This window comes from Streptomyces monashensis (assembly GCF_001866665.1).
GTDB lineage: Bacteria > Actinomycetota > Actinomycetes > Streptomycetales > Streptomycetaceae > Streptomyces > Streptomyces monashensis.
Genome location: NZ_MLYO01000024.1, coordinates 220,911 through 240,007, shown reverse-complemented (window position 1 = coordinate 240,007; position 19,097 = coordinate 220,911). Strand labels below are relative to the sequence as shown.

Below are 19,097 nucleotides of genomic sequence, written 5' to 3'. Positions count from 1 at the left end.
GGTCCGGTGGCCACGCGACACACTGTATCGCGATGTATCGCGTCCTTCAAGAGGGTTCACGAGGGCTTACTCGAACGAGTGACCGTGAGGGGGCGGGCTTCAGTCCATGACCGTGTAGCCCGCGTCGCGCAGGGCCCGGCCGACCTCGGCGCAGTGCACCGGACCCTTCGTCTCGAGGTGCAACTCCACCTCCGCCTCGGTGAGGCCGAGCCGGGGGTCGGTGCGGACGTGGCTCACGTCGAGGACGTTGGCGTCGACCGCCGACAACACGCCGAGAAGCGTGGCGAGAGCGCCCGGACGGTCCGTCAGCCGCAGCCGAACGGCCAGGTAGCGGCCCTGCGCGGCCATGCCGTGCCGCAGTACGCGCTGCATCAGCACCGGGTCGACGTTGCCGCCGGAGAGCACCGCGACGACCGGACCGTCGAAGGTGTCCGGCGCGGCCAGGAGCGCCGCCACCGGGCTCGCCCCGGCCGGCTCGACGACCAGCTTGGCCCGCTCCAGGCACAGCAGCAGGGCCGCCGACAGGTCGTCCTCGCCGACCGTGCGCACCTCGTCGACCAGGTCCTTGACGATCCCGAACGGCACCACGCCCGGCCGCCCCACCTTGATGCCGTCGGCCATCGTCGCCGGGTTCCGCACCGACACCGGGTGCCCGGCGGCCAGCGAGGGCGGGTAGGCCGCCGCGCCCGCCGCCTGCACGCCGACGATCCTCACGTCCGGCCGTATCGCCTTCACCGCGACCGCGATGCCCGCAGCGAGCCCGCCGCCGCCCACGCCCACGACGATCGTGCGCGCCTCCGGGCACTGCTCCAGGATCTCCAGGCCGACCGTGCCCTGACCGGCGATGACGTCCGGGTGGTCGAAGGGGTGGATGAACACCGCGCCCGTCTTCGCCGCGTACTCCTCGGCGGCGGCCAGCGTCTCGTCGACCACCTGACCGTGCAGGCGCACCTCCGCGCCGTACTCCTGGGTGGCACTGATCTTCGGCAGCGGCGCGCCCTTCGGCATGAACACCGTGGCGTGCACGCCCAGCAGGGCGGAGGCCAGCGCGACGCCCTGCGCGTGGTTCCCGGCGCTCGCGGCCACCACCCCGGCCGCCCGCTCCTCCGGCAGCAGCCCGGCGATCCGCACGTAGGCGCCGCGCAGCTTGAACGAGCCGGTCCGCTGGAGGTTCTCGCACTTGAGGTGCACCGGCGCGCCGACCAGCTGCGACAGGTGCCGGCTGCCCTCCATCGCGGTCACCCGTGCCACGCCCGAGAGCATCTTCTGGGCGCCGCGCACGTCGTCGAGGGTGACGGAACGCAAGGAGTCAGCCGTGCCGTAGCTCATGACTCCAGCATCGCAGTTCACGCTCGTACCCGGCGGGTGTGACCAAGCACCGAGACCGGTTTGCGCAGCGCCGGTACGGTCCGTGCCCGGGCCGCGCAGACCGGTTTGCGCAGCGCCGGTACGGTCCGTGCCCGGGCCGCGTACCCTGTCCCCCAACCCAGCAGTCCTTCATGAAGCGAGCCTCCGGCCATGCCCACAACACCTGAAATGTCGATGGACATGACGACCGTCGGTGACACCGGTCTCCTCGACACCCTCCAGCACGAGGTGGCGGTGTTCGCGCGCCGTGCCGAACAGACCCGGCTCGGGGGCGTCGGGCAGGTGCGCAACTCCATGGACCGCGCGGCGTATCTGCTGCTCAACCGCCTTGACCGGGAAGGCCCGATGGGCGTCAAGGCGCTCGCGGCTAGCATGGGCATCGACTCCTCCACGGTCACCCGGCAGGTGGCCCCGCTGGTCGACACGGGGCTCGTCAAGCGCACCTCGCACCCCGAGGACGGGCGAGCCGTGGTGCTGCAGCTGTCCCCGCGCGGGGCGGCCCGGCTGGAGGAGGTGCGCGACTCCAGGCGTCAGCTGATGGCCGAGCTGACCGAGGGCTGGGAGCCCGAGGACCGCGAGCAGTTCTGCTCGCTGCTCACCCGCTTCAACCGCGCGCTCTCCGCGCGGATGACCCCGGGGACCGTACCGGCGGAGCAGCCGCCGGCCTCCTGACCGCGGGCGCGCCCGGCCTCAGCCGCCGACACCACCGGTCGGTTCCGGCCTCTTGACCGGGGGCCGCCGCTGTCCTCATATGAGACCGGGTCCTGCGTCGTACGCGGTTCACCTGTCCCGTACCGGACAGGGCCCCTTCGTATGGGGGGAGGAGCGGTGTCTGACCGGCAGGCGGCCCGACAGGCCCACCGGGCCCGGGAGTTCGAGGCGTTCGTCGCGGGCGCCGCCGGGCGCCTGCTGCATGCCGCCACGCTGCTCACGGCGGAGGCACCGGACGCCAACCCGCGCGCGCGGCGCCTGCTGACGCACGCGCTCGCCCACACCTACGCGCACTGGGACCGCCTGCACGGCGAGGACCCGTACGACCGCGCCCGCCAGTTCCTCGCCGGCCGCTTCGCGCGCGCGATCTGGCACCAGTACGGCGTCTTCGGCCGCGCCCGGACGGATCCGCGCAGCCCGCTCGCCGCCCTCGCCCCGCAGGAACGGCTGATCCTGGTGCTGCGGCTCTACGAGGGTGTCGCCGAGCAGCAGACGGCGGCCCTGCTGGGACTGCCCATCGAGCGCGTGCACACCGTCTGCGACCGCGCGACGGCCACCATGCTGCACCCCGCCCGCCCGGCCGCCCCGCGCGCGGTGGGCACGAAGGTGGCACCGTCGTGAGGCGGGGCGTTCGTGATGAGACGTGCGGTGCCACGGTGGGCCCCACGCGTGCGTGGCGGGCGCCGTGAACCGGACCGAGCGGGAGGCCGCCGTACGGCAGATCATGGAGCGGGCCTCGGCGCCGGTCCCGCCGGACCTGCGCGCCGAGGCGGTGCGCCGCGGCGAGCGGCTGCTGCGGCGCAGGCAGGTGGCCCGCCGGGTGCTGTGGCTGCTGGCGTGCGCCGCCGCCGTCGCGTTCGGCGTGTGGGCGGCCCGCGTGCACCCGTGGACGCAGCCGCCCTCCCAGACGACACCACCGCTCACGGGCTGGTGAGCCCGCCGCCCGGCACGCGTACGCGGGCGCGCGCCGGGCGGGTACGACGGAGGTGCGGGGACGGAGGTGCGGGGACGGGCGTGCGGGTCCGGCCTAGCCCAGGGCCTGCTGAAGGTCCTGGAGCAGGTCGTCGACGTTCTCGATGCCGACCGACAGACGCACCAGGTCGGCGGGGACCTCCAGCGCGGAGCCCGCCGCGGAGGCGTGCGTCATCCGGCCGGGGTGCTCGATCAGGGACTCCACACCGCCGAGCGACTCGCCGAGGGTGAACACCTTGGCGCGGTTGCACACGTCGACGGCGGCCTCCTCGCCCCCCTCGACACGGAAGGACACCATGCCGCCGAACGCCCGCATCTGCTTGGCGGCGGTCTCGTGACCGGGGTGCTCGGGCAGGCCCGGGTACAGCACCTGCGTCACGCGCGCGTGCCGGGTCAGCATGTCGGCGATCTTCGTGGCGTTCTCGCTGTGCCGGTCCATGCGCACCGCGAGGGTCTTGGTGCCGCGCAGCACCAGCCAGGAGTCGAAGGGGCCGGCGACGGCGCCCATCGCGTTCTGGTGGTAGGCCAGTTCCTCACCGAGCGCCTGGTCCGAGACGATCAGCGCGCCGCCGACCACGTCCGAGTGACCGCCCATGTACTTGGTGAGCGAGTGCACGACGACGTCGGCCCCGAGCGCCAGCGGCTGCTGGAGGTACGGCGTGGCGAAGGTGTTGTCGACGACGAGCTTCGCGCCCGCGTCGTGGGCGACCTGGGCCACGGCGGCGATGTCGGTGATGCCGAGCAGCGGGTTGGAGGGGGTCTCCACCCAGACGGCCTTGGTCTTCGGGGTGAGCGCGGCGCGCACGGAGGCCGGGTCGCTGGTGTCGGCGACGGACCACTCCACGCCCCAGCGGGTGGCGACCTTGGCGAAGAGCCGGAAGGTGCCGCCGTAGGCGTCGTTGGGGATGACCACGTGGTCGCCCGGGGTGAGCAGCGTGCGCAGCAGGGTGTCCTCGGCCGCGAGGCCGGACGCGAACGCGAGGCCGCGGCGACCGCCCTCCAGCGCGGCGAGGTTCTCCTCCAGGGCGGTACGGGTGGGGTTGGCGCTGCGGCTGTACTCGTAGCCGCCGCGCAGCCCGCCGACGCCGTCCTGCTTGTAGGTCGACACCTGGTAGATCGGCGGGACGACCGCGCCGGTGAGGGGATCCGCGGTGTTGCCGGCGTGGATCGCGAGTGTCTCGAAGTGCTGACTGATGTGCCTGTCGCTCATGTGCACCGAGCGTAATGCGCCTTACCGGATCCGTCGCCCGCCGGGCCCGAGGAGCGGTGCGAGGAGCGCGGGAAGAAGGGATTTCCCTGTGCCGGCGATCCCGCGGGACAGCCCACGCCTGTCATGGCCCCGACGAGAGTTTTCCACAGCCCGCGGCGGGGGTTGGCGCTTTGTCGGCGGTGTCTGGTTCGCTTGACGCATGGCGATTCTCTGGCTGCTGATGGCGCTGCTCATGCTGAGCTTCGTCCTGCTCCCGTTCATGCGGCGCAGGCGCGGAGTGATCGAGCAGGTCCCCCCGGAACACCCGGACGCCGCCGACCCGGCGGCCTACGGCTTCGTGCGCCAGGAGGAGCTGGACATACGGATGCCCGGCGCGGACCAGGACCTGCTGGACGTGCTGGAGCTGGTGCAGCGCACGCAGGACTACCGCGCGGCGGCCCAGCTGCTGGCGGGCACCGAGAAGGAGGGCGAGCGGCGCTGGCAGCGGGTGCAGGCCTTCGCGGGCGCCGCCGCACTGGAGCTGCAGCAGCGGCCGGGCGGGGTGCACGAGACGCCGGGCGGCCAGTGGCTGCGGGTGTGGCGGGCCGAGCAGCCCAAGGACGCGGGCGGTGCCGCCGTGCACGCGGAGTTCCTGGTGCAGCAGGCGTGGCGCACGTCGACACCGGGCACGGACGACTTCCGGATCATCATGGAGGAGGCCCGGGAGGCGTGCGGGCAGGCGGCGCTGCTGGCGCCCGGCGACCCGGTGCCGTACATCGTCGAGCTGTCCGTCGCTCGTGGACTGGCCTGTCCGCAGGCCGAGTTCGAGCAGCTCTGGCTGAAGATCCTCGACCGCGCGCCGCATCACATGGGCGCGCATCTGGCGGCGCTGCACTACTGGTGCGAGAAGTGGCACGGCTCGCGGCAGCTGGCGTACTCCTTCGCCGAGGCGGCGGCGGCCCGCGCCCCGCAGGGCTCGCTGCTCGCCGCGCTGCCGCTCTTCGCGGTCTTCGAGCACCTCCCCGAGGTGAACCTGGTGTCGGGCTTCTACCAGAGCGAGGTCGTCACCAAGGCGATGCACGGCGCCCTGCACGCGGTGCACTCGGCCCGCCCCGACGACCCGATGCTGGCCCACGTCCGCCATCTGCTGGTCTTCTTCCTGGTGCGCGCCGAGCGCTGGGCCGAGGCCATGCAGCAGCTGATACACATCGACGGGCACGTCGGTGCGCTGCCCTGGACCCTGTCCGCCGACCCGGCCGCCGAGTTCGCCGTCTACCGCGCACTCGCCGTGGCGGGGTACGAGGCCAACGGCGGCAGCCCCGCGAGCCTGCCGGGCTGAGCGGACGGGCCGGGTCCAAGGGAGATATGACGCAACGCTGACGGCGAGGGCGTGACCGGAATGCGCCCACGCCGCCGGACGTTCCTCCGTCGTGCCGGCCCGTTCACCGGGGTCGGCCCCGCCCCGACCGACAGGGAGACCCCATGCTCTTCGGCCGCATCCCCCAGCTGCCCACCCCCGAGCAGGCACTCACGGGCCGCCCCTCACTCCCCTACGCGGTCCCCGACCGCCACACCGTCCTCGGCACCCCGCTCCTCGGTCCCTACCCCGAGGACCTGGAGGTCGCCGACTTCGGGATGGGCTGCTTCTGGGGTGCCGAGCGCAGGTTCTGGCAGCTCCCGGCGGGCGTGTACACGACGCTGGTGGGCTATCAGGGCGGCTACACCGAGTACCCCACCTACGAGGAGGTCTGCTCGGGCCTGACCGGCCACACGGAGGTGGTCCGCGTGGTCTACGACCCGAAGGCGGTGTCCTACGAGCGTCTGCTGAAGACGTTCTGGGAGTCCCACAACCCGACCCAGGGCTTCCGCCAGGGCAACGACGTGGGCACGCAGTACCGCTCGGCGATCTACACCCACACCCCCGAGCAGGCCACCACCGCCGAAGCCTCCCGCACCGCCTACCAGACGGTTCTCTCCTCCTCCGGCCACGGCACGATCACCACGGAACTCCTCCCCTCCAAAGGCCGCCCCTTCTACCCGGCGGAGGCGTACCACCAGCAGTACCTGGCCAAGAACCCGGCCGGCTACTGCGGGCTCGGCGGGACCGGGGTCAGGCTAAGTACCCCGTTCGAGACGAACTGGGGGGCTTCCTGCCCGACGGGCGTCGCTCAGGCGCCGGGCGTCACGGACGAGTAGCCGGTAGCGCTGAAGCGGGTGTCGTGCATGGTGCTGCGGTCGGCACTCTCCGTCGCAGCGAACGGCAGTCGAAAATCAGTGATCAAGCCGCGCTCGTAACCTCTTTCCGGGTTGAAGAACGACACGGACCAGCAGAAGAGGCAGTTGCGGCGAGCAGGCTTAGAGCGGCCGGGCAGCCCCCGGCGGCGCCGTCAAAGGCGAGATGGAATCAGTTAGCCGTTGTCACCGGCAGGGCTGCCTCACCAGCGTCATGCCCATGGATTATGAGAGAGCTCACGATCAGCGGACAGGGCCTTTACTCACCCTTTGTGATCAGGCAGTCGCGAAGTAGTGATCAGCGGTTAGGGTCGAACGTCCGTGCAGTTAACGGATAGGGAGGACGTCAAGTCATGGGCGACGACGGCAAGATACTCGACATCAAGATTGCCGACCTCAAGGCGACAGCGCCTCACTTCGACCATGAAAGCGTTGCTCTTGCGCATGCTCTGACCAAGCTGAAGCACGGGTTGGAGGCGGCCGGGGCGCCGTGGGGTGACGACGACAAGGGCCAGGAGTTCCACAAGGCGTACGGCCCGCACGTCCCACAGATCGAGCGCGCCACCCAGATCCTGGTCGACGGTCTGGCCAGCATTCGTGAGGCCATGGTCGACATGGCGGACGGCCACATCGACAACGAAGAGCTGATCCGCAGCATGTTCAGCCGGATCCACGCCGACCACGGCGGTAAGGGCGCGCATCAGTGAGCGTCGCCGACAAGGCCCGCAAGATCGTCCAGGACATGACCGGCATGTGGTGGCCGGCTGCCGACGAGGGCGGGCTGCGGCATGCCGCGAAGACGTGGCGGGACTTCGCCGACGACGTAGACGATGTCACCTCTGCCGCCAACAAGGCGGCCCGCACCATCATCGAGCACAACAAGGGCGAGGCGATCTCCGCCTTCGCGGACCCGTTCTGGCGCCGCTACTACTACGACAAGCGCGGCTGGCTGAAGGACCTCGCCGACGCGGCGCGCGACATGGCCAAGTCGCTGGACGCGTACGCGGACTATATCCACGGGGTGAAGAAGAAGCTGGAGCACGAGCTGGAGATCGCCGGGGCCACGCTCGTGGTCGGCGGGGTCCTCTCGGTCGTCACCTTCAGTCTTTCCGCGGACGCCGCTGCGGCGGTGGCTGCCGGTGTCGCGGACCTCGCCGCCAGCCTGGGCGTCGCGGTGTCGGAGGAGATCGCGGCCATCGCCAGTACGACCTTGGCGACCGCGGCGTTCGCCGGCGTCGAGTCCGTCGCCGTGAACCTCGCCGTGACCCAGCCCATGTCCATCGCGCTCGGCGAGCAGAAGGGCGGGCTCAACATCGACGAGGCCCGCGACGCCGGGGAGTATGGTGCCCTGGCCGGTGGCTTCCTCGGAGGAGCGGGTTCAGCGATCCGTGCCGCGGGCAACGCTGGCGGATGGACAGAACTGTTGGGCGGTGTACGGGTACCGGGTTTGGCGCCGCGAGTGGCGCTGCCCGGTGGGTTGACCGCCAGCACAGATGACCTGGGCGTGGCGCTCAGGTCGGGGCAAGGCGGCTACGGAGCGGCACGCCAGCCACCGCCGTACTGTGAGCCACTCGATTCCCTGGGGCGGGCCCAGGGCGTCAAGACCACGATCACCAAGTCGATGCTCAACACAGGGACCAAAGCCAGTCGGCGAGTCAAACCGCCGGGCTGGCTCGGGGACGCCGCCGACCATACACGGGGGCACCTCCTGGCAAGGGCCTTGGGCGGTGACGGTGCAGCACCTGAGAACATCGTGATCATGTACAAGACTGCGAACAACGAGGTCATGGAGAAGCTCGAAGAGCAGATCTATAAGGTTGTCGATGCGGGCCATGACGTGGAGTACGCGGCGACACCTGTCTACAGGAATCCGACCGACCTCATACCCTCAGGCGTGCGGATCACCGCCAAGGGCGGGGGCCTCGACATCGACCAGACCATCATCAACAAGTAGGCAGACATGACTGACCTGGATCTTCTGGCTGCCCTTCCGGCAACTGGCCAAGCCGGCCTGGTCCCCAACGACTGGGAGCGTGTCGAGGCTGCGCTGGGCGTGACGTTCCCCTCTGCCTTCATCCGGTTCCTGGACGTGTTCGGTGGTGCGAAGTTCGATGACTTCCTTCGCGTCTACCGAGCGGGGGCCGACAATGCGAACGTCGATCTCCTCACCCAGACCCACCGGGCCAGGAAGACCATGGCCACAACTCGTCCGCACATCGAGGAGCTGCTGACGCAGCGCGGATCGGACCCGTCCCAGCTGGTGTGCTGGGGCGGAACCGACAACGCGGACATGTGCTTCCTGATCCCTCACCGGGACTTCGACAAATGGGCGGTGCTCACCGTGATCGGCCGCGGGCGCGAGTACGACCTGTTCGAAGGCCCCGTAGAGAGCTACCTTTTGCAGGTCCTGCGACGAGACTTCATCAGCGACGTCTTCCCGGACGACTTTCCCGACGAGTCACCCTCTTACGAGCGCAATCCGTACATCTGATCCGTCTGGCGGCCAAACTTCTCAGAAGGCGTCCACCAGGCGATACTCGGCGTCGCCCATCTACACAACCTCGCGTGCAGAACACGCGATGCTCCAGGCACACCGCCCGCCTTCCAGGAGGGCCGTTTCCCTGCCGCGTGGAAGCGCGACAGGATGACGTGGATCAAGCCGCTATTCCTGTCGCGAGCGGTGGATGACCGCTTGACGTGCACCCCCACCCTGTGCTGGTGGACTGCCAGTTCGTCGATTCCAGGGCACTACCGCTCCTGGGGCAGCAGTTGGGCCGCGGAGTCCCGGCGAACGCGTGGATCTCTTCATCCACAGGAACGATGGCTTGATCCATGTCAAGCCGCGCTCACGAACCTTTTTGTAATGGCCCTCTGCATGTCCTGGGGCTCCGCGCAACGCCTCAGCGAATGTGACCACCGGTACCCGGTCTTCGACTATGCCGTCTTTCTGACATTAAGGGGCCCAAACGGGTTTCCCGGGCCCAGGGAGGACGAGTGTCGCCTGCCCGTTGGGGATCCAAGTCCGACGGCAGAGGCCTTCTTCGGCCCGCTGATGTTTCGGCGACCGCTGCATCACCACCTTCGGTAAGCTCGCTGCACCTCCCTCGTGACCTCATCAGCTACGTTCCGATCCGCGTTGATCTCACAGATGATTGTCAGCACCACAGGCTCGGTGCTTCCTTGAGAGACTCGCTCCATCGCACCGTTCAACTGGGCAACTAGTCGTTGAACGTAGGTTTCAACGTCCTGCATGGGCCTATCCGCCATGTGTACAAGGGCTGCAAATGCCCGTCGGGCCTGTCGAGGAACTACGGCGTTCCCCACCGAGGCCGACCAGGCTGCGAACTCCTCATAGGCTGCGACCAACCTACGTGCAAGGTCACCGATCAATCTGAACTCGCCAGGCCTTCCCGGCTCACCCAACGCCTTCGACAAGACCAAAGGGTCAAAGCAGTCCATCACCTGTTGAACGATGACGGTGAGCTCGTCCAGGAGAACCGAGACATGTCTCAGAGCCGCCTGTTTGTCGCGGAACTCCAAACCCAGCGATCGATGCCCCTCCGCCCTCCGCTTCGCGTCGAGTAGCCCGACCTGGAGCAGACCCGCGTACATGAGGTACTCCCAGGAGTACGGCCGGTTCCCTATGACGTAGTTGATCTCCTCAGTGGTCTTGGGAACATGGTCGAAGACCTCCGGGGGGACGCCATCGAGATCAACAGAATGGTCCAGCTCTCTGAGCTTCTGCTCGGCCCACTGCTCATGGGCGCGCTTCATCTCACGCAAGCGCTCCACTGTGTACGTGCCCGGCTGATCATCTATGAGCTTGTGGTGGACCTTGCAGAGAAGCATGAGGTTCTCGTACCGATCGACTTCGCCGTCCGGGATCAGCCCGGCGCGTGGCCCCTTACCCGACTGAGCGACGATGTGGGCCTCGTCCCCTACAACCGACTCCCTATCACCCTCAGTGGCATCCTCCACCAGCGATCGCCTGCAGTAGGCGCACGAGTTGTGCGCACGCGCCCAGAGGATCTTTCGATCCCGATCCAAGATGGCCACGCCGACAGTGTCTCAGGTGGCTGGCCGTGACGGAGCGGCAACGAACCGACCCCGGCCCCAAGCGCGACTGGATGACGAACGCTGCGCCGTCGCCGAGCTGGTACGCGGCGGTGGATTACCACCGAGCCAAGCTCGTCACCTGGCTGGTCGAGCCGAAGTCTTCGCCCTCAATCCCGACCAAGCCGGCCCTTGACCATGGAGTATTTCCACCAGCAGTACCTTTCGGAGACCAAAAAACCCGGGCGGGTACTGCGGGCTCGGCGGGACAGGGGTCAAGCTAAGTGCCCCGTTCGAGACGAACTGGGGGGCTTCCTGCCCGACGGGCGTCGCTCAGGCGCCGGACGTCACGGACGATTAGCCGGTAGCGCGGTAGCCGCTGAAGCGGGTGTCGTGCATGGTGCCACGGCGGGCGCTCTGCGTCGCAGTGAGCGGCAGTCGAAAATCGGTGGCCGCCTGTACCGGCTGGCTCCACGCTGTATGCCATGGCACAACCCCAACGCGAGATCCGCGCGGACTACACGGACTCCACGATCACCGTCTACCAGGCGTACGCCCCGGAAATCGGCCTGCCCGCCGTCCAGGAGGGCCGTTTCCCCGCCGCATGGAAGCGCGACAGGATGACGTGGATCAAGCCGTCCTTCCTGTGGATGATGTACCGATGCGGCTGGGGCGCCAAGGAAGGACAGGAGACCGTTCTCGCGGTCGAGATCAGCCGTGACGGCTTCGAGTGGGCGCTGCGACACGCGTGCCTGTCGAGTTACGTTCGCGAGGTTCACCCGAACCGGGCCGCATGGCAGCGTCAGTTGAAACGCGCGCCCACCCGCGTGCAGTGGGACCCCGAGCGGGATCTGCACCTGGAACCCCGGCCGTACCGGTCCCTGCAACTCGGCCTCTTCGATGAGGCCGCACGACGCTACGCGGACGAGTGGACAGTCTCCATCCGCGACATGACCCCACTCGCCCACGAAATCCACGCTGGTCAACAGCGGCGATCTGGCCTCCGCCACCCGGCTGCTGCCCCGAGAACGCCCCTACCCCGGCGAAGACGAAGCCCTCGGCCACCTGCACGCGTGAGGGGCCGGTCCACCCGTGAGCCGGCTCCGGCCCATGGGTCACATGACAGCACAGGCTCGCAGGGACGGGGGTCAAGCTAAGTGACCCGTTCGAGACGAACTGGGGAGCGTCCTGCCCGACGGGCATCGGTCCGGCACCGGACGTCACCGAGGGGTAGTCCGCGCACAATGAGCGCAGGCGAGATGGGGCGGTTTTCCACTTCCAGGAACTCCGCCCCACAACGAACTAGAAGGCTTTTGTGCAGGCTGTGATGCCCGTGTCGGCATCCCACGCGCAAGCCCTGGCCTTGTAGCCCGGGCCATCGTAGTACCAGCCGGTGAACTCTTGGTCTCCAGGGCCGGTGGTAAAGGTTTTGCCGGATATCGTGCTCCAGGTTGCACCGCCGTCGGTCGACCGCTGCAGCCAGCCTTCACAACCGTAACCAGAATCGCGCGTGCTTTGGTAGACACCCGCCTGGGCGTAGTAATTGCTGTTGGTTTCGCCGATGTAGTTTCCGTTGATGTTGTAGAGGTTAGCCAGGCATTTGTTAGTCGAGGTCCACGCCTGCTCCGTCAGGGTCGCAGCCTGCGCAGCCCCCGACGAAAAAAGCACCGTGGCAGCGACACCCAAGCCCGTCACTGTGATCGCGGCGGCACGGTGCCGAATACGCCCGAGATTCTTGATGGTCAACTTGAATCGCCTTCCCTTTGGTGAGCTTGATAAACAGTGCTTGTCTGTGCGAGCAAGATCGCTTGATGCTGCGGGGGTCGAAACGCCGGAGTCGTAGCCGCGCTCAAGCCGGCGTCACGGCTAGGGGCTGTCCGGCGAATCTTGTCAGGGTCGCGGGGTCCGCTACGCCGACCTGCGGGGTTGTCGTAGGTTGCCAACGCTCCGCGTTGACGCCATTCCCCGCCTTGCCTCTCGACGCACCGGCCCCGCTCAGCGGCACCGATCGCGTGCGGCCGACCGAGTCCGGCCTGATCCGCCGGACAGCCCCAGGCCCACGCATGGCGCTGCGCGTCGCCCCAAGTCCTTTCCCGGCATCGAGATGTTCGTGCCTGGTGAAGCCGCCGGTGTCCGTCATGGCCCGCACCTGGAGCGATGTCACCGGCTTGCCGATCGACCAGCCCACCTCGGCCGCATGACAGTTAGTGATCAAGGTCAAGGCTCGCATGGATCGACAAGCTGTCCGCTATCACGGATCGCCGGGAGGTGTGCCTGGAGCTGAGGAGCATCGAGAACTCTCGCGTTGGCCGAGGAACAGGACTTCGGGCGCACTGCCCAGCGTCTGCATGTCTCCCAGAAGCGGACCAGTCAGGCCGTCAGGATACAGGAGCAGAGGATCATGCCCGGTCGTTCGAGCAGAGCAGTCGAACCGTTGCACCTGACCGAAGTTGGCCACCAGAACTGGAACTTGAGAGGTGGGGCAGGTCAACCTGTCACCAAACCCTGCAGCAGGCCCGGGGCGCATGTGGGTGGCGACCTGCCCGCAGATGGATACGGCCATACAAATCGGCCCGACCGGCAAGAAGTTGCTCCCTCTGACGGTCAAGAACGCAGGTCCGACGCCGGCGGCGAGTGGTCACGCGCACTGAGGTGGGCGAGGCACTCGATCGGGTGGTTGAGGCGCTGACGGGGGTGAGCGAGGAGGAGGTGGCTGCGGCGTTGGCTGCGGCCGGCGCTTCGGCCTCCCGCCCGCCCGCGCCGCCAGCGTCCCCGCGGACGCCGTTGCCGGGCCCTACAAGCTACCCGGTGCATCGTTTCCGAGGTGGAGTGAGTCTGAGGAGCCTGCAGCTTGCGTAACTGTTCTGCCCCCGAGCCCCTCTCCTGATGGGAGGAGGGCTCGTGGGCGTGCGGGCGAGAGCGGTCTGATTGGATCTGTAAGGCCCCCAGATCAGCTGTCACCAACGTGCCGAGCTTGTTGGTGACCTCGTCCCGATAGGGAGCACTTTCTCAGCGGGACAGAGAGCGGGCACGCACCTGCATCCGAGGGACAGGGATGCGCCGTTCCAGAGATCGACTCAACCCAAGAAGTCCAAAGCGAGCAGCGTGCCGCCCACAAAGATCCAGATCCAGCCCATGATCCGAAGCGTGACCGAGCCGCCGATCATCGGTACGAAACGGGATGCTTGTCGATATGTCCGGTCTGTGATCCCTTTGATGTTCAGTGCGAAGAACCAGCCGAAGACGAAGAAGAGCAGCGGTCCCGGGTCCAAGCCATTCACTTCTTGTCCGATCCGATTTCTGTTTGCCAGCGCGACTTGGCGTCACTGTACCCGCCACCAATCTCGGCGCCCAGACCGGCCCCTAGGCCATACTCGATGACGTTGACTCCTTCACCCTTCGAGTTGGTGGTTCCGACCTCCGTCTGATGGTTCCCGTACAGGCCGAGACCGAACTTGGCGGATCCGCCCTTATCCAAGCCCTTGCCTTCGAGCTGACCAATGTCATCGGCGTTACTGTAGAATTTACCGGCCGTTGCGGAAAGGCCGAAATCGGCACCAGCGGAATGTACGGACTTCGACGTCAGGATCCCGATCTGGGTTTTCCCATCTGGCGTTTGTGTCTCCGCCAATGTGATCGAGTATCCGATTCCTCCGCCTCCCCAGCCGGCACCCACACCGATGGTGATTCCCTGCGTTTTGTTGTAGCCGGTGGCGCCGGCGACGCCATCGATCAGCGTTCCAACGAACTTACTGCCCAGATCAGGACCGGGCTCCCCGTTAAAGATCGAAAGTCCTTGACGATGCCATGACATATAGCCTTCACGGTTCCGTCGTGCTTCTTCTTCCGCTCGGCTTCTGCCCTCTGCTCCGCTTCCTCCTTCTTGACTTCCTTCTCATATGTGGTTAGGTCGCCGACTGCCGCCCCGTTGAAGTCTTGACCCTGCCCCAGGTTTTCCAACATCTGCTCGAGGAAGCCGCCGACGCCTGCTGCTTCGCGAAGTGCGCGACTCACGACCTGGTCTTCGTCGTCGACCGCCCGCACGGCATCCTTGATCTTCTTGGTCCAGGCGGCCTCGGCGTCTTTCGCCTGCGTCACGTACTTCGGGTAGTCCGGGTCGTGGCGCAACGGAGTGATTTTCCTGAAGTCATAGACCGCTTCGCCGCTGCCGTTGACAGTCATCTCGTCCTTCACTGCCTGCTCGACCAGGTTTTTCACGTGGCCGATCAGCTGGGCGAAGCGCTCGTGGGCGCTCCGGAGAAGGGAGGCGATTGCGTGGGCTTCCGTGTGAGCATCGGTGAACTGTTTACGTGTGCCAGTGAACCGCGTATAAGCGACACCGCGGCTGACGCCAGCCCAGGAGCCGTCGTTCGCTATGGATTCCACCTTTGTCCCGTAGAGGCGTCCCAGGTCGTCGAAGGTGTGGGCCATGTCGTCCCAGTCCTTGGCAGCCGTGATTAGCACACCGAGGTCGATTGTGACTACGTCCTGATAGGTGGGATTGCCCGCTCCCATCTCCTAGCCCTCCTCTCCGAGATTGGATCCCATGTTTATCTGCGCTATCCGACTCCTGACGCCGATGTCGGTATATCGGAAGTCCTGGTGGGTCTTCTCCAGGGCGGTCTGGTCGTCTCCCAGACGCCCTTTCAGATTCTTGACCTGCAGTTCCCACTCCGCGTGGGCGGCCTTGAGGGCGGATCCGGTGGCCCAACCACTGAACTTCCGGGCCGCTGTGGACGAGGAGTCGTCGGCGTGGCTGCCGGCCTTGTCCGTGTCAGGCCGAATTTCCTCACGCAGCGCCTTGACCGCGGCCTTGTTGCCCGCGTGGTTCATCTTCAGGTCCGGCGCAGCTCCGGTACCACCTCCGCTGTCTGCGTCGGCAGCACTGTCCAGCCGCATGCCTTCCTGCCTGCGGGCCAGCGCGTCGGCCTTCAGCTGTTCCCACTCGTCCCACGCCATCTCAGGGCCTTCCTCCAAAGTCACGGTCTCTATGAGGCCAGGCCGTCTGTCCAGGACCTGGCGGCACAGGCGCTGGCGTGTGGGCAGCCGCTGCAACGCGTCGTCGCCTGCGTATCGCCCCTGTGGCAACTACCGCGCCAGTGAGAACGACGCCCCCGGCGCCAGCGAGAGCCCAAGTTGTCGTTGAGGTGCCTCCGGCAGATCCGGACCCCATACCCGACGCCGCATTCTGGTGCTTCGTCGATGCGGCTCCAGCCTCGTCGGGTCCCTGGAACGCCGCTTGTTTGAAGTCGGGCAGTGGGTACATTCCGGCCGGACCGGGGTCACCGGGATTGGTCAGTGCGATACGGGGGCGGACGGCGCCGTAGCCGATGTAATCGGTGCGCTCCTTGCCGCTCGTTGGCTTGCTGGCGGTGTTGAGCATGACCCGCAGGACCTGGTTGTTGGTCCAGTTCGGGTGCTTGGACCAGATCAGAGCGGCGGAGGCGGAGGCGAGGGCGCTGGCGTCGCTGGTACCGTGCGAGTCGCAGACGCCGCTCTTGCTTTCGAGGCAGGCGGAGATGATGTCCTCGCCCGGCGCCACCATGTCCACTTGGGAGCCGTGTTCGGACGCTGGAAGCCAGCCGGGCGGTCCGGCTCGACGAGGTCGGCGCCTTCGCCGCCCGGCGCCACGCGGAGAAGGCGGCCGGCCGGCGGACCCCAGGCGGCGCCGACGAGGCGCACGGGCCAGGACCTCGCTGGCCCAGCCGGACGGCACCCTCTCGGCTCGGACTCGTCGCCGCCGTGGCGAACCGCCACACGGCGTTCCGGCGTTCCCCCTTCCCGGACGAGAGCCTCTGCCGCGACGACCGGGGGCGGCAACTGACCGACCTGCGCGCCCGGCTCGACGACTGCGCCACCTCGTACCTCACGAACCTCGGTCACGTGGACGCGCCGGCCCGGGACGCCCTGGCCGAGACGATCAGCGGAATCGAGCGCCTCGTCCGTCCGGGCCGGGCGCCCCTGAACGGTGATCTGCTCCTGTGGCTGCGTTTCGCGAACCTCGTCGCCTACGCCGCAACGGTCCCGCTCGGCCGTTGAGCAGCCGCGCCGGGCCCGAGCCGCCGGGGGACACGGGAGTCGCGGGCCCGGGCCACCGGGAGGAACATCGGAGGCATGGAGGCAAGGTGGTGGCTATGGGGACGCCGTCCATGCATTTCAGCGAGAGCCCGGAGGATCCCTTCGCCCTCGGTCGCGGTGCCTCGGCCGTGCTCGACGACCGGGGCGTCGTGGTCGGCTGGAGCACCCGCGCACAGGAACTGCTCGGATACCCGCCCGAGGACGTGATCGGAAGGGCCTGGCAGGAGCTCCTGGTCGACGCCCGTGACCTGCCTGTCGTGCGGTCCGTCGTCGCGGACGCCATGAAGGCGGAAGGGTGGTTCGGCGTCCTGCCCGTCCGGTGCCGCGACGGACGCCGTCTGGAGATGGGTTTCCGGGCCCGCACGGTCACCCGGGAGGAGGGCGGCCGGGAGTGGCTGCTGGTCGGCGCTCCCGCCGCGGAGGTCATCGCCTGGCAGCGGGACCGCGCGCTGTTGGACGGCTTGTACCGCCGGTCGCCGATCGGCCTGGTCACCTACGACCCGGACAGGAGGGTGATCCGGGTCAACCGCGCGGTCGCGAAGGCGAGCGGTGTCCCGGCCGAGGCCCCGGTGGGCCACCGTCCCCGCGCGTTCATGGTCGACGAGGACGCGGGTCCGGCGGACGAGCGGGTCCGGCACGTCCTGGAGACCGGCGAGCCGCTGATCTTCACGGAACAGTCCGCCCGGACGCGCCACGATCCCGGCCGGGAACGGATCGTGTCGGTCTCGGCGTTCCGGATGGAAGACCCCTCGGGCCGGGTTCTCGGCGTGGCCGAGACGATCGAGGACGTGACCGACCGCCACCGGGCGCGGCGCCGGCTCGCCCTGCTGAACGAGGCGAGCGCCCGGATCGGAACCTCCCTGGACGTGGCCCAGACCGCCCGGGAGCTGGCCGAGGTCGCCGTCGACGGCCTGGCCGACTACTGCTCGGTGGACCTCCTCAAGCCCGTGACACTGGGTGACGAACCTGTTGCCGGTATGGCGGGTCCGCTGCTCCGGACCGCCTTCTCGCCGACGGAACACCGCCTGCCGTTCCGGGAGGGCGACGTGGTCCCGCTGCTTCCGGAGTCTCCGCAGGCGCGGTGCCTGGCCGAGCGCCGCCCGATTCTGGAGGGGCTGCTGTCCCTGCGCCCCGAGTGGTACGCCATGGACCGGCGGCGCGTCGAGATCGCCCTGGGCCTGGGAGTTCATTCACTGATCGCGGTACCCCTGCTCGCGCGCGGTCTGGTCCTGGGCGTGGTGAGCCTGTGGCGGTCGCGCAGTTCGGAGCCGTTCGAGGACGACGATGCCGCGGTGGCCCAGGAGCTCACCTCGCGTGCGGCCGTCTGCATCGACAACGCCCGCCGCTTCACCCAGCAGCAGAGCGCCGCTCTGACGCTGCAGCGCAGTCTGCTGCCGAGCGCGGCGTCCGACCTGCCGGCCGTGGAGGTGGCCTGCCGGTACCTCCCGGCCAGCGGTGAACCGGGCATCGGCGGCGACTGGTTCGACGTGATCCCGTTGTCGGGGGCCCGGGTCGCCCTCGTCGTGGGCGACATGGTCGGCCACGGGATCCACGCCGCGGCCTCGATGGGCCGGCTGCGCGCCGCCGCGCGCACCCTGGCCAGCCTGGACCTGGAACCGGACGAGGTGGTGGCGCGGCTGGACGACCTGGTCAGTCTGCTGGCGGCCGAACGGGAGGCGAACGCCGACGGCGACCCGTCGGCGATCGACCAGGTGCTGGGGGCCACCTGCCTGTACGCCACCTACGATCCGGTGTCGCGGCACTGCTCCCTGGCCCGCGCCGGCCACCCGGCACCGGTGGTGGCCACCCCGGACGGCGAGGTGACCGTGCTCGACCTGCCCGCGGGTCCGCCGCTGGGCCTGGGCGGACTGCCCTTCGAGACGTACGACCTGCACCTGCCCGAGGGCAGCCTGCTCGCGCTCTACACCAACGGCCTCCTGGAAGCGCGCGACGGCGACGTCGACGCCGCGCTGGAGAACCTGCGCGCATGCCTCACCCACGCCACAGAGCCCCTGGACCACACCTGCCGCACCGTGGTCGAGGCGCTGCTGCCCAAGGACCACCTCCCCCTCGACGACATCGCGCTGCTCATCGCCCGCACCCGGGTGCTGCCGCCCCAGGACGTCGCCTCGTGGCAGCTGCCTCGGGAAGCGACCGCCGCCGCCCGTGCCCGGGAGCTGGCCACGGCGAAACTGACCGAGTGGGGGCTGGCCGAACTGGCCTTCACCACCGAGCTGGTCGCCAGTGAGCTCGTCACCAACGCCTACCGGTACGCGGCCGGCCCCGTGACCCTGCGCCTCATTCGTACGCACTGCCTGATCTGCGAGGTGTCCGACACCAGCCACACCTCTCCCCACCTCCGGCGGGCCCTGAGCACGGACGAGGGCGGACGCGGACTCTTCCTGGTCGCGCAGCTCACGGAGCGGTGGGGCACCCGTTACAGCCACGAGGGCAAGACCGTCTGGACGGAGCAGCCGCTGCCGCGTGCCTGAAC

The 19,097-nt window shown here is 68.4% G+C and carries 19 protein-coding genes and 3 pseudogenes; 13 read left to right on the top strand and 9 right to left on the bottom strand.

The genetic code is table 11. The annotated features are described in order from the left end of the window. Nucleotides 1-99: 99 nt before the first annotated feature. The gene (gene ilvA / locus BIV23_RS14780) at nt 100-1,329 is read right to left on the bottom strand and encodes a threonine ammonia-lyase (RefSeq protein WP_071381274.1); all 1,230 of its coding nucleotides are present in this window, start codon (nt 1,327-1,329) and stop codon (nt 100-102) included. Between the two features lie 207 nt (nt 1,330-1,536). Between ilvA and BIV23_RS14775 the strand changes: the two genes are divergently transcribed. The 3 genes from BIV23_RS14775 (at nt 1,537) to BIV23_RS14765 (ending at nt 3,013) form a co-directional block, all read left to right on the top strand. Beyond that, the gene (locus tag BIV23_RS14775; protein ID WP_177239902.1) at nt 1,537-2,040 is read left to right on the top strand and encodes a MarR family winged helix-turn-helix transcriptional regulator; all 504 of its coding nucleotides are present in this window, start codon (nt 1,537-1,539) and stop codon (nt 2,038-2,040) included. Between the two features lie 156 nt (nt 2,041-2,196). After that, a complete protein-coding gene (locus tag BIV23_RS14770) occupies nt 2,197-2,700 on the top strand; it encodes a sigma factor-like helix-turn-helix DNA-binding protein (RefSeq protein ID WP_071381273.1) in 504 nt (167 codons plus the stop codon). A 64-nt stretch (nt 2,701-2,764) separates the two neighbouring features. Further along, nucleotides 2,765-3,013, top strand: coding sequence for a hypothetical protein (locus tag BIV23_RS14765; RefSeq protein WP_071381371.1), 249 nt, complete (start codon nt 2,765-2,767; stop codon nt 3,011-3,013). A gap of 93 nt (nt 3,014-3,106) precedes the next feature. Here BIV23_RS14765 and BIV23_RS14760 read toward each other — a convergent pair whose 3' ends face one another. Then, a complete protein-coding gene (locus BIV23_RS14760; protein ID WP_071381272.1) occupies nt 3,107-4,261 on the bottom strand; it encodes a cystathionine gamma-synthase in 1,155 nt (384 codons plus the stop codon). A 199-nt stretch (nt 4,262-4,460) separates the two neighbouring features. Between BIV23_RS14760 and BIV23_RS14755 the strand changes: the two genes are divergently transcribed. The 6 genes and pseudogenes from BIV23_RS14755 to BIV23_RS51785 all read left to right on the top strand — a co-directional run. Continuing rightward, complete coding sequence (locus BIV23_RS14755; RefSeq protein ID WP_071381271.1) at nt 4,461-5,579, top strand: hypothetical protein; 1,119 nt, start codon at nt 4,461-4,463, stop codon at nt 5,577-5,579. Nucleotides 5,580-5,722: 143 nt separating this feature from the next. Then, nucleotides 5,723-6,436 (top strand): peptide-methionine (S)-S-oxide reductase MsrA, encoded by a 714-nt coding sequence (gene msrA / locus BIV23_RS14750; RefSeq protein ID WP_071381270.1) that lies wholly within the window; start codon nt 5,723-5,725, stop codon nt 6,434-6,436. A gap of 389 nt (nt 6,437-6,825) precedes the next feature. Continuing rightward, entirely contained in the window at nt 6,826-7,179 is a 354-nt protein-coding gene (locus tag BIV23_RS14745) for a hypothetical protein (protein ID WP_071381269.1), read from the top strand. After that, nucleotides 7,176-8,426: a DNA/RNA non-specific endonuclease gene (locus BIV23_RS14740; RefSeq protein WP_071381268.1), complete on the top strand. Its 1,251-nt coding sequence runs from the start codon at nt 7,176-7,178 to the stop codon at nt 8,424-8,426. The genes BIV23_RS14745 and BIV23_RS14740 overlap by 4 nt, the downstream gene beginning before the upstream one ends. Nucleotides 8,427-8,432: 6 nt before the next feature. Then, nucleotides 8,433-8,963, top strand: a complete 531-nt coding sequence (locus BIV23_RS14735; RefSeq protein ID WP_071381267.1) for an SMI1/KNR4 family protein — start codon at nt 8,433-8,435, stop codon at nt 8,961-8,963. 105 nt (nt 8,964-9,068) lie between these two features. Further along, nucleotides 9,069-9,143 (top strand): annotated as a pseudogene (locus BIV23_RS51785) (DUF4291 domain-containing protein); the annotation flags it as partial. A 401-nt stretch (nt 9,144-9,544) separates the two neighbouring features. Here the strand turns inward: BIV23_RS51785 and BIV23_RS14730 are convergent. Beyond that, entirely contained in the window at nt 9,545-10,528 is a 984-nt protein-coding gene (locus tag BIV23_RS14730) for an HNH endonuclease (protein ID WP_071381266.1), read from the bottom strand. A 232-nt stretch (nt 10,529-10,760) separates the two neighbouring features. On the opposite strand from BIV23_RS14730, the pseudogene BIV23_RS53925 reads away from it, so the two are divergent. Together BIV23_RS53925 and BIV23_RS46225 are read left to right on the top strand one after the other, a co-directional pair. Further along, a pseudogene (locus BIV23_RS53925) lies at nt 10,761-10,886 on the top strand (peptide-methionine (S)-S-oxide reductase MsrA); the annotation flags it as partial. 124 nt (nt 10,887-11,010) lie between these two features. Then, nucleotides 11,011-11,602: pseudogene (locus BIV23_RS46225) on the top strand (DUF4291 domain-containing protein). Nucleotides 11,603-11,827: 225 nt separating this feature from the next. Here the strand turns inward: BIV23_RS46225 and BIV23_RS49605 are convergent. The 6 genes from BIV23_RS49605 to BIV23_RS46220 form a co-directional block, all read right to left on the bottom strand. Further along, nucleotides 11,828-12,271 (bottom strand): hypothetical protein, encoded by a 444-nt coding sequence (locus BIV23_RS49605; RefSeq protein WP_143079084.1) that lies wholly within the window; start codon nt 12,269-12,271, stop codon nt 11,828-11,830. A gap of 1,331 nt (nt 12,272-13,602) precedes the next feature. After that, nucleotides 13,603-13,797, bottom strand: a complete 195-nt coding sequence (locus tag BIV23_RS14725; RefSeq protein WP_071381265.1) for a hypothetical protein — start codon at nt 13,795-13,797, stop codon at nt 13,603-13,605. 5 nt (nt 13,798-13,802) lie between these two features. Continuing rightward, nucleotides 13,803-14,201, bottom strand: a complete 399-nt coding sequence (locus BIV23_RS49600; RefSeq protein WP_143079083.1) for a hypothetical protein — start codon at nt 14,199-14,201, stop codon at nt 13,803-13,805. 56 nt (nt 14,202-14,257) lie between these two features. Then, nucleotides 14,258-15,040, bottom strand: a complete 783-nt coding sequence (locus BIV23_RS14720; RefSeq protein ID WP_071381264.1) for a hypothetical protein — start codon at nt 15,038-15,040, stop codon at nt 14,258-14,260. Nucleotides 15,041-15,043: 3 nt separating this feature from the next. After that, the gene (locus BIV23_RS14715; protein ID WP_071381263.1) at nt 15,044-15,484 is read right to left on the bottom strand and encodes a hypothetical protein; all 441 of its coding nucleotides are present in this window, start codon (nt 15,482-15,484) and stop codon (nt 15,044-15,046) included. Between the two features lies 1 nt (nt 15,485). After that, on the bottom strand, nt 15,486-16,241 hold the full coding sequence (locus BIV23_RS46220) for a S8 family serine peptidase (protein WP_342746365.1): 756 nt from the start codon (nt 16,239-16,241) through the stop codon (nt 15,486-15,488). A gap of 26 nt (nt 16,242-16,267) precedes the next feature. On the opposite strand from BIV23_RS46220, the gene BIV23_RS14710 reads away from it, so the two are divergent. Both BIV23_RS14710 and BIV23_RS14705 read left to right on the top strand, forming a co-directional pair. Beyond that, nucleotides 16,268-16,564 carry a hypothetical protein gene (locus tag BIV23_RS14710; protein WP_071381262.1) on the top strand — a complete coding sequence of 99 codons (297 nt, stop codon included), beginning with the start codon at nt 16,268-16,270 and terminating at the stop codon, nt 16,562-16,564. A gap of 110 nt (nt 16,565-16,674) precedes the next feature. Next, nucleotides 16,675-19,095, top strand: a complete 2,421-nt coding sequence (locus BIV23_RS14705) for a SpoIIE family protein phosphatase (RefSeq protein WP_245790522.1) — start codon at nt 16,675-16,677, stop codon at nt 19,093-19,095. The last annotated feature ends 2 nt before the right edge of the window (nt 19,096-19,097 follow it).